Origin of the sequence: Faecalibacterium sp. BIOML-A4, assembly GCF_009679665.1 — a bacterium.
Classification (GTDB): domain Bacteria; phylum Bacillota; class Clostridia; order Oscillospirales; family Ruminococcaceae; genus Faecalibacterium; species Faecalibacterium taiwanense.
Genome location: NZ_WKZG01000043.1, coordinates 1 through 1,525, shown reverse-complemented (window position 1 = coordinate 1,525; position 1,525 = coordinate 1). Strand labels below are relative to the sequence as shown.

Here is a 1,525-nt window from a genome sequence, read left to right as displayed (position 1 = left end):
ATTTCTGCGGTGCCCGTACCGCAAACCGACACAGGTAGGTAGGAAGAAGATTCTAAGGCCAACGGGAGAAGGGTTGTTAAGGAACTCGGCAAATTGACCCCGTAACTTCGGGAGAAGGGGTGCTGCAGCAATGCAGCCGCAGAGAATCGGCCCAAGCAACTGTTTACCAAAAACACAGGTTTGTGCTAAATCGAAAGATGACGTATACGAGCTGACGCCTGCCCGGTGCTGGAAGGTTAAGAGGAGATGTGCAAGCATTGAATCGAAGCCCCAGTGAACGGCGGCCGTAACTATAACGGTCCTAAGGTAGCGAAATTCCTTGTCAGGTAAGTTCTGACCCGCATGAAAGGCGTAATGATTTGGGCACTGTCTCAACAGCCCGCCCGGCGAAATTGTAGTACCGGTGAAGATGCCGGTTACCCGCGACAAGACGGAAAGACCCCATGGAGCTTTACTGTAGCCTAATATTGGGTTTCGATGTTGCATGCACAGGATAGATGGGACACTGGGAAGCAGGTGCTTTGGCGCTTGTGGAGTGGCCGTTGGGATACCATCCTTGCGATATTGGAATTCTAACCTGCGCCTTTGAATCAAGGCGGGGGACATTGTTAGGTGGGCAGTTTGACTGGGGCGGTCGCCTCCTAAAGAGTAACGGAGGCGTTCAAAGGTTCGCTCAGCTTGAACGGAAATCAAGCAAAAGAGTGCAAACGCAGAAGCGAGCCTAACTGCGAGACTGACGGGTCGAGCAGTAACGAAAGTTGGAGTTAGTGATCCGGTGGTATGTGAGTGGAAATGCCATCGCTCAACGGATAAAAGTTACCCTGGGGATAACAGGCTGATCTCCCCCAAGAGTCCACATCGACGGGGAGGTTTGGCACCTCGATGTCGGCTCATCGCATCCTGGGGCTGTATTCGGTCCCAAGGGTTTGGCTGTTCGCCAATTAAAGCGGTACGCGAGCTGGGTTCAGAACGTCGTGAGACAGTTCGGTCCCTATCTGTCGTGGGCGCAGGATATTTGATGGGAGCTGTTCCTAGTACGAGAGGACCGGAGCGGACGTACCTCTGGCGCACCAGTTGTTCTGCCAAGAGCATAGCTGGGCAACTATGTACGGATCGGATAAACGCTGAAAGCATCTAAGCGTGAAGCCGACCCAAAGATAAGATATCCCATTGTTTCAAACAAGTAAGACCCCTTGAAGACTACAAGGTTGATAGGCACGATGTGTAAGTGGAGTGATCCATTCAGCAAGCGTGTACTAATAGGTCGAGGGCTTGACCACAATTCGCTTGAGACTCTGAGAGTCAACGAAAAAATGTAAGCAGTGATTATTCAGTTTTGAAGGCACGTCCTTCTAAGAAACACTGGACAAAGTACGACAAACATGTTATACTGGTTCAGTCAGATCGGTCGGTGTCGATGACGGTGAGGTTCCACCTGTTCCCATTCCGAACACAGAAGTTAAGCTCACTTGTGCCGAAGATAGTTCGCTGGAAACGGCGCGTGAAAATAGGTAGTCGCCGACTT

At 51.2% G+C, this 1,525-nt stretch carries 2 rRNA genes; both read left to right on the top strand.

Going from position 1 to position 1,525, the window contains the following annotated elements:
- Positions 1–1,280 (top strand): 23S ribosomal RNA (locus GKG34_RS15560); the annotation flags it as partial.
- A gap of 127 nt (positions 1,281–1,407) precedes the next feature.
- Positions 1,408–1,524 (top strand): 5S ribosomal RNA (gene rrf / locus GKG34_RS15555).
- Position 1,525 lies beyond the last annotated feature (1 nt).